The 7,984-nt window shown below is 67.8% G+C and carries 9 protein-coding genes; 1 reads left to right on the forward strand and 8 read right to left on the reverse strand.

Annotated elements, in window-relative coordinates; all coding sequences use genetic code 11:
• From folK to folB, 4 genes are all read right to left on the reverse strand, one after another.
• Positions 1-397, reverse strand: a 397-nt coding sequence (folK, locus tag IRZ30_RS13615; protein ID WP_294085979.1) for a 2-amino-4-hydroxy-6-hydroxymethyldihydropteridine diphosphokinase, incomplete at its 3' end; no start/stop codon positions are given.
• Positions 397-1,233, reverse strand: a complete 837-nt coding sequence (gene folP / locus IRZ30_RS13620) for a dihydropteroate synthase (RefSeq protein ID WP_294085980.1) — start codon at positions 1,231-1,233, stop codon at positions 397-399. The genes folK and folP, both read right to left, overlap by 1 nt.
• A 91-nt stretch (positions 1,234-1,324) precedes the next feature.
• Positions 1,325-1,876, reverse strand: a complete 552-nt coding sequence (folE, locus tag IRZ30_RS13625; protein ID WP_294085981.1) for a GTP cyclohydrolase I FolE — start codon at positions 1,874-1,876, stop codon at positions 1,325-1,327.
• A 10-nt stretch (positions 1,877-1,886) separates the two neighbouring features.
• Complete coding sequence (gene folB / locus IRZ30_RS13630; protein WP_294085982.1) at positions 1,887-2,264, reverse strand: dihydroneopterin aldolase; 378 nt, start codon at positions 2,262-2,264, stop codon at positions 1,887-1,889.
• Between the two features lie 141 nt (positions 2,265-2,405).
• Between folB and IRZ30_RS13635 the strand changes: the two genes are divergently transcribed.
• Positions 2,406-2,999: a 3'-5' exonuclease gene (locus IRZ30_RS13635; protein ID WP_294085983.1), complete on the forward strand. Its 594-nt coding sequence runs from the start codon at positions 2,406-2,408 to the stop codon at positions 2,997-2,999.
• Here the strand turns inward: IRZ30_RS13635 and IRZ30_RS13640 are convergent.
• From IRZ30_RS13640 to IRZ30_RS13655, 4 genes are all read right to left on the reverse strand, one after another.
• A complete protein-coding gene (locus IRZ30_RS13640) occupies positions 2,996-3,958 on the reverse strand; it encodes an ABC transporter permease (protein WP_294085984.1) in 963 nt (320 codons plus the stop codon). The two genes, IRZ30_RS13635 and IRZ30_RS13640, sit on opposite strands and share 4 nt — an antisense overlap.
• Positions 3,959-4,900 carry an ABC transporter permease gene (locus tag IRZ30_RS13645; protein WP_294085985.1) on the reverse strand — a complete coding sequence of 314 codons (942 nt, stop codon included), beginning with the start codon at positions 4,898-4,900 and terminating at the stop codon, positions 3,959-3,961.
• A 66-nt stretch (positions 4,901-4,966) separates the two neighbouring features.
• Positions 4,967-6,691: an ABC transporter substrate-binding protein gene (locus IRZ30_RS13650; RefSeq protein WP_294085986.1), complete on the reverse strand. Its 1,725-nt coding sequence runs from the start codon at positions 6,689-6,691 to the stop codon at positions 4,967-4,969.
• A gap of 561 nt (positions 6,692-7,252) precedes the next feature.
• On the reverse strand, positions 7,253-7,984 hold a 732-nt coding region (locus IRZ30_RS13655), incomplete at its 5' end, for an N-acetylmuramoyl-L-alanine amidase (protein ID WP_294085987.1).

Here is a 7,984-nt window from a genome sequence, read left to right on the forward strand (position 1 = left end):
TGTCCGGGGCGATCTCCGCCAACGGGACGAGGACGAACGCGCGCTCGTGCAGGCGGGGGTGGGGGAGGGTCAGGCGCGGATCATCGCGGCACAGGTCGTCGTAGAGGAGCAGGTCGACGTCGAGGGTGCGCGGCGCGTTGCGGAAGGTACGCACCCGGCCGCGTGCCTGCTCGGCTTCGAAAGCGGCGGCGAGTAGTGCCTCCGGCGACTCATCCGTGTCGAGAGCGATCACGGCGTTGAGGAATGCCGGCTGGTCGGTGTAGCCGACAGGCGCGGTCTCGTAGAGGGACGAAACGGCGACGAGCGTGCCGTGCCGGCGCAGCGCATCCACCGCGCTGCGGAGCGCCGCGGCACGGTCACCCAGGTTCGCGCCGAGTCCGAAGTACGCCCGAGCCATCACTCGCTCCATCCCCGTACGACGGCGTCGGTCATCCGGGCTACGCGGACCATCTGCGGCACGTCGTGGACCCGCACGATGTCGGCCCCATTGGCGATGGCGAGTGCCACAGTGGCGGCGGTGCCCTCAACCCGGTCGTCCGGGTCGGTGCCGAGCACGCGGCCGATGGTGCTCTTGCGCGAGGTGCCGGCCAGGATCGGACGGCCGAGCGTGGTCAGCTCCCGCAGCCGCCGGAGGAGGACCAGGTTCAACGGTGCCGTCTTGCCGAAGCCGAAACCGGGGTCGATGATGATGTGCTCCCAGGGGATGCCGGCGGCGAGCGCGCGCTCGATGCGCAGGCTGAGTTCGCGCACGATGTCGGGGATGAGGCGGTCCTCCGACTCGATCTTCAGGTCGTGCATGATGACGACGGGTGCCCCGGCCGCCGCCGCGACGGCGGCGATTTCCGGGTCGGCGCTCAGCCCGCGGATGTCGTTCACGATGTGGGCGCCGGCCTTCAGCGCGGCCTCGGCGACGACCGCCTTAGAGGTGTCGATCGAGATCGGCACGTCGATTGCGTCCGCCAGGGCCTCGATGGCCGGGATGACGCGGCGCAGCTCCTCCTCGGCCGGAACCGGCGTGTACCCCGGGCGGGTCGACTCCCCGCCGACATCGATCACATCCGCACCTGCGGCAACCATGCTCCGGGCGCGCTCGACGACGGCGTCGAGTTGTCCGGCCAGGCCGTCACCGCTGAACGAGTCGGGCGTCACGTTGACGATGCCCATGACGTAGGTGCGCCGGCCCCACTCCCAGGTGAAGGTGGGTGTTTCCAGGGGCGCCAGGGTCGTCGACACGGGTGGGGTCCTTTCGTCGTACGTCGGCCCTCACTCCCTTGCTCCCTTGCCCAACTTTGGGCGAGGGAGCAAGGGAGTGAGGGCTCGGTCACTACTCCAACGCTGCGTGGAACTCGGCGCGCCAGGCGGGATCGTCGTGGAAGACACCGCGATAGGCGGTCGTGACCACGCGGCTGCCCGGGCGGCGCGAGCCCCGGATCGTCATGCACATGTGCTCCAGCTCGAAGCGCACCGCGACGCCGGCCGGCGACAGCATCTCATCGATGGTGTCCGCCACCTGCCGCGTGAGGCGCTCCTGGATCTGCGGCCGGCGTGCGTAGGCATCGACCACCTTGACGATCCGGTCGAACCCGACGATGCGGCCGGCCGGCAGGTAGGCCACATGGGCCAGGCCGACCATCGGGACGAGGTGGTGCTCGCACATCGAGCGCACGGTGACGTCGCGGATCACAACGAGTTCGCCGTGCTCCTCCGGCAGCGCGTCGGCCAGGTAGATGCGTGGATCAATGGCCAGCCCGCCGAACATCTCGGCGAAGAGGTCCGCGACGCGCTGCGGCGTGCGGCGCAGGTCGGGACGGTCGGGATCCTCCCCGATGGCGCGCAGGATCTCAGTAACGGCGGCGGCGATGCGCTCCCGGTCCATTCACTCCCTCTCAGCCCTCCGACTGTCGCGCGCGATGGATGCGCACGCCGGCCCGCCGGAGCGCACCCTTGATCGGCGCCTCCGGCTTCCAAACCGCCACGGTCACCGAGGTTACCATGGGGAATGCGGCGAGGATCTCGCTGGCGATCGACTCGGCGACCGCCTCAATCAGCGCGCGTGGCGGTCCCTCGACTATCTCCCGGGTGATCCGGTAGAGGTCGCTGTAGCTGACGGTGTCGTCGAGCGCATCGCTGCGGCCGGCGGGTTGCAGGTCACAGGTGATCTCCAGGTCGACGACGAAGCGTTGGCCGAGCTTGCGCTCCTCCGGGTGCACCCCGTGGTAGCCGTAGAAGACCATGCCCTCGACGATGATCTGGTCCCCGGTCACATCCCGCTCCTGTCCGGCCCCGTCCGGCGCTCCGGTGCCACGATGGTACCACCGCGCATCTCGCTGCGCTCCGGCATCTTCCCTGCTGGCGTGCCAGCCGGTATGGTAGCCCTTAGGAACGACGCGCGGGAGGGGTTACGCGTGTACGGGGGACTCTCGGACCGGGCAGCCGCGGTGGCGTGGGCGGCGGAGATGCTGCGTCGCCGCGACGTGCTCTTTCTCGACACCGAGACGACCGGCCTGGACGGCCGGGCGGAGATCGTGGAGATCGCGGTCGTCGACGCCCGGGGCAGGGTGCTGCTCGATACGCTCGTGCGGCCGCTGCGGCCGATTCCACCTGACGCGCAGGCTATCCACGGTATCACCGACCGCATGGTGGCCGGCGCTCCCATGTGGCCCGAGGTCCACGCCGAGCTGGCGCGCCTCTTCCGCGAGTGTCCACATGTCGTGGTCTACAACGCGGCGTTCGACCGCCGGGTCATCGCCCAGACCGCGCGGCAACACTGCCTGCCGCCGCCCATCGCGGAGTGGCACTGTGCCATGCTGCAATACGCCGCCTACGCCGGCCAGCGCCATCCGGATACCGGCGGGTACCGGTGGCATCGGCTGGATCGTGCCGCCGCCGCGCTGGGCGTCCCCCGGCCGACGCACCGGGCGCTGGGCGACGCCCTGGCCTGTCGCAGCGTGGTCGCGGCGATGGCGGGATTGGGTGAGCGCCTGGCCCCACGACGCTAGCGCTGCCGGAGGCGTGGGTCGAGGAGGTCGCGCAGGCCATCCCCGAGCAGATTCAGCGCGAAGACGGTCAGCGCCAGCGCGGCGCCGGGGAAGAACATCGTCCAGGGGGCTTGCCGGAGCAGGTTCTTGGAGTCGGCCAGCATGTTGCCCCAGGACGGGATCTCCGGCGGAGCACCCGCGCCGAGGAAGGAAAGCGCCGCTTCGGCCAGCACCGCCTCGGCGAAAACGAAGCTCGCCTGGACGATCAGCGGCGAGACGATGTTCGGCAAGACGTGCCGCCAGAGCACCCGGCTGTTCGTGTTCCCGGTCGCAATGGCGGCCTCAACCATCGGCGACTCTCGTAGACCCATAACCACCGACCGGACCAGGCGGACGACGCGCGGCGTTGAGACGATGGTCAGCGCGATGACGACGTTCGACACGCTCGGGCCGCGGACGGCCATGATGCCGATGGCGAGGATGATCCCCGGAAACGCCATCATGCCGTCGGTGATGCGCATGATCACACCCTCGGTGCGCCGGTAATATCCGGCGATCATGCCGACGAATGTCCCGGCGACGATCGTCAGCGCCGAGGTGAGGAAGCCGACCTGAAGCGAGAGGCGCGCACCGTAGACGGTGCGGCTGTAGACATCCCGGCCCTGGTTGTCGGTCCCGAAGAAGTAGTACTCATTCGGGGCTCGTAGCCGCACGTAGCCGTTGATGAGGGTCGGGCTGTTGGTTGTGATCACCGCGGCGAGCACCGCGCTCAAGACCATGACGAGGAGGATCGCTCCCCCGATCAGGATCTGCTTGTGCCGGCGGAGGAGGAACCACTGCTGCGCCCACCACCGCCGTTCGCGCGGCGATGGCGGCAGGAGGGCGCGTGACGACCCATCGCGCGCGATCTGCCTGCCCGAGGTAGACGCGGCGCGGGTGTGCTCGCGGTTTTCCTTGTCGACGATCTCTTCTCTGCGCACCTAACGCTCGATCCGTGGATCGACGAAACCGACCAGGAGATCCACCACCAGGTTGATCAGCACATACACGGCGGCGATGACCAGCACCGCACCCTGCACGAGGGGGAAGTCACGCCGCACCACCGCCTGAATCAGCAGGCGGCCCATCCCAGGGATGTCGAAGATCTGTTCCGTGATGACGGCGCCACTCATCAGCGTCGCGGTCATCAGCCCGATGATGGTGAGCAGCGGGACGAAGGCGTTGCGGAGCGTGTGCCGCAGGATCACGGTCTGCTCAGCCAGGCCCTTGGCACGAGCCGTCCGCACGTAGTCCTGTCCCAGCACATCGAGCATCATCGAGCGGGTCATCCGGCCGAGGAAGGCGCTCTGCCCGGCTCCCAGGGTGATAGCCGGGAGGATCAAGTACCGCAGCGACTCCCAGAGCCCGGCGGAGAGTGGCTGAAACCCGGCGACCGGCAGCCAGCGGAGGTGGATCGCGAAGAAGAAGATGAGGAGCAGCCCGAGCACGAAGGACGGCACGGTGATCCCGACCATGGCGCCGCCCATGAGGGACAGATCGAGCCAGGAGCCGCGACTCCGCGCCGCGAGGATGCCCGACGTCAGCCCGATGACGATCGCGACGATCAGGGAGAGGATTCCGAGCAGGATCGTCGGCTGTGCACGCTCCGCCAGCGCCGTCGTCACCGGCTGGTCCAGGAACAAGGACTGGCCCAGGTCCCCGCGCAGCACATGACTCAGCCACCGGACGTACTGGACGACGATCGGGTCATCGAGGCCGAGCTTTTCGCGCAAGGCCAGCCGCTGCTCCTCGGAGGCGTCGGGCCCGAGCATCACGCCGACCGGATCCCCTGGTGCGAAGTGCATCAGCAGGAAGACGGCACTGGCGACGATCAGCATGACCGGCACGGCCAACAGGACGCGGCGAATTGCGTAAGCAAGCATCGTGGCTCCCACGGGGCAGACGGCGCGGCCGAGGCCGTGACGCCATCGGCCGCGCCGCGCGTAGGATCAGCCCTGCTTCAGGCTGACATTCCAGAAGAACCAGGCGTTGCCGGTGACGTATCCCTGGATCTCCGCGCGTCGCGCCTGGAGCGTGTGGCTGTCGCCGATCTTGATGAACGGCAGCTCCTCATAGATCAGTTGCTGGTACTCCACGATGGTCTGGTACCGCTCCTCCGGGTCTGCCAGCTCGACCATCTTGCTGAGGATCTCATCCTTGCGGGGATCGTCCCACCAGCCCGGCCACTCCTTGTCGTTGAAGATCTGGGTGGCCGGGTGCCACGAGCCCGGAAGGCCGACGACGAGCAGTTCCCACAGGTCAGGCTGCGCGCGGCGCTGGACTACCGTCGCCCAGTCGGACACGACCAGCTCGACGTTGACGCCGATCTTCTCCAGCTCCTGCTTGATGTAGGCGGCGGTGTTGTAGTGGTACGGGTACTCCTTGGTCGTGAGCCAGCGGAGCGGCTCCCCGTTGTAGTCCGTCTCCGCGAGCAATGCCTTCGCCGCTTCCGGGTCGACGTTCCGGTAGACCTCGTCGCCGACATCGGTATGCCAGGCGGTCTCCTGCATCGCGATCCCCGGGTCCAGGCGAGTCAGCTCGATGTTGCCGAATGCGGCGATCAGGGCCTGCTGCCGGTCGAACGACATCGCGACCACCTGGCGCAGGCGCTTGTCGGTCATGGGACCCTGCTTCTTATTGAAGTTGACGCAGATCCACATGCCCGGCTTGTCGATGATGGTGACCACGTTCGGGTCGCTCTCGAGCAGTTGGAACTGGTCGGGGTCGACGTCGCGCGCGAAGTGGAATTCGCCGGTGATCAGCCCGTTGGTCGCCACGGTGACATCGGGAACGGGGATGATGTGCAGCTCGTCGATGTAGACCTCTTTGCGACCACTGTGGCCGTCCGGCTCCTCGGGCCGAGGTTGATAGTCATCGAAGCGCACGAGGCGGATGAGGCGATCGACCTGATGCTCCTTGAGCATGAACGGGCCGGTACCGATCGTCTTCTCGTCGGGCAGCTTCTCCGTGCCGACCTCGCGGGCGATGGCGGCGGGCATGATAAACGCTTCGTGCAACGCCAGGAAATCGAGGAGGATACCGGTCGGCTGCTTGAACGTCATCGTCACCGTCAGCGGATCGGTGGCCTGCACGCCATCGTCGGCGAGCCGGGCGTACACGATCTTGCCGCGACCGGTCATCACGCCCCACCGGTCGAGTGAGGCGACCACGTCCTCCGAAGTCAGGTCTGATCCATCATGGAACTTGATGCCACTCCGGAGCGTGAACGTGTAGAGGAGCCCGTCGTCACTGATCTCGTATCGATCGACGAGCATCGGCCGTGGGTTGAACTCCGAGTCCTGGGCGAAGAGCCCCTCGAAGATGTGACGCGTGATGTCCGACGTCACAGTGGTCGTCGTGAACATCGCGTCGGCGACCGACGGGGGCTCACCGATCATGGCAACCTTGATGATGCCGCCGCGCTGGTGGGTGACTTCTTCCGTGGCGCTCGCACCGGAGCCGGTGTCCGCGGTGCTGGCGGGCGTGCTTCCGGTCCCGCCTTGGCTGCCGGAGTCGCCGGAGGAGGCCGGGGTGTTCTGCGGGATCGGCTCCTGACCGCCGCAGGCCTGGAGCAGCGCCACGCTGGCGGTGGCGATTCCTGCCAGGATCAACTGCCGGCGACTCAGCCGCCGCGTTTGCACGTCGAGATGGTCCCCCTGGAAGTCGTTGCCCATCGCTGCCCCACACCTCCTGATCTGCGGCTCAGGCCGTCCTGTCCTTGCCTGCACCTCGGACAGCGCGCCTCGTCACCGCGGCCATACCCATCACATCAACGCGGCCCGCTGCGACAGTAGCGGGCGTAGGTTCTCTCGCTTCGCACCCGATCACGCGCCGGCTACGCTGCGCCTCCCCGCCGGCGGGCAACACGTATGCGGCGAGGTCGGCACCGCAGGTCGTGCCGCTCGGCACCAGACCGGTTTGGCTCAACAATGGCTCATGCGCCAAATGCGCGATGCATCCTTCGGATGATCGCCTGAAACAGTACCGCGACAGTGTGCAAGGTGCGCGCTACTTGAGAGCGTAGCTTGACGTTGATCGGAACCGGCGTTCTCCCCCACAATCTCCGACGCTTATACCACAGATATACGCCACGGTCAACAACTCAGGCGCATTTCGCACGGCGTCGTGTCCCAATCCGGCCTTGCTCCGCGCATCGTGTGCGGAAACCGGCACGTACGCGCGCACACCCACAGCGTCCGACCGAGCATCCCGCGCGAAACGTGTGTGGTGTGCGGCTACGACTTGATATCGGCGAGGAACTCGAGGATGGCGTCGGTGTAGGCCCGAGCGATGCGGTCCTGGATCTCCGGCTGTTGGGCCAGCGTGGCCTCGGTCGGGTTCGAGAGGAAGAGGACTTCGTTCAGCACGCCGGGCATCGTGCTGGGGCGCAGCTTTCCAGGCACAGCCGGGCCGAGCATCACCAGGTGTGAGTAGTCGGGCAGCACCCCCAGCCCGGGTGCTTCGAGCTCGGTCTGGTTGAACACCCCGCGGTCCAGCGCATCGTAGCCGGCCTCACGCAGGCCCGCCACGACGTGGCGCTGAATCAGGTCGGCGAGGCGACGGCTCTCGTCGCTGAACGGCCGTGTTGAGTCGTAATAGGTCTCCGTGCCGGTGGCCGCAGGGTCGACGTGGCCGTTCAAGTGGATGCTGAGCAAGAGATTGGCGCCGCTGGCGTTGGCCTGGTCGATCCGCCGCTGGAGGTCACGGAGCACGCCCTCTGCGGTCAGCCCTTCACCGTCCGGCAGGACATCCTGCGGCTCGAGGCCGGGCAATTCGTCGCTGGTGCGCGAGAGGACGACCTCAACGCCCGCCTCGCGGAGCAGCTCGGCCGTGCGGAGGGCGATGGCGAGCGTTACGTCCTTCTCCTGGACCCAGGTTCCGTCGAGGGCCGTCCCCCCGGCCCCCGTGTCCGGCCCGCCGTGCCCGGGGTCGAGGAACACGACTCGGGTGCGGGTCGGGGTTGCGGC

The sequence above is a fragment of the Sphaerobacter sp. genome (genome assembly GCF_019683595.1).
Lineage (GTDB): Bacteria > Chloroflexota > Chloroflexia > Thermomicrobiales > Thermomicrobiaceae > Sphaerobacter.

Bases quoted from the DNA above. Each gene is read 5' to 3' on its own strand.
- folE (WP_294085981.1), bottom strand. From the start codon at position 1,876: ATGGACCGGGAGCGCATCGCCGCCGCCGTTACTGAGATCCTGCGCGCC.
- IRZ30_RS13645 (WP_294085985.1), bottom strand. From the start codon at position 4,900: ATGCTTGCTTACGCAATTCGCCGCGTCCTGTTGGCCGTGCCGGTCATG.
- IRZ30_RS13650 (WP_294085986.1), bottom strand. From the start codon at position 6,691: ATGGGCAACGACTTCCAGGGGGACCATCTCGACGTGCAAACGCGGCGG.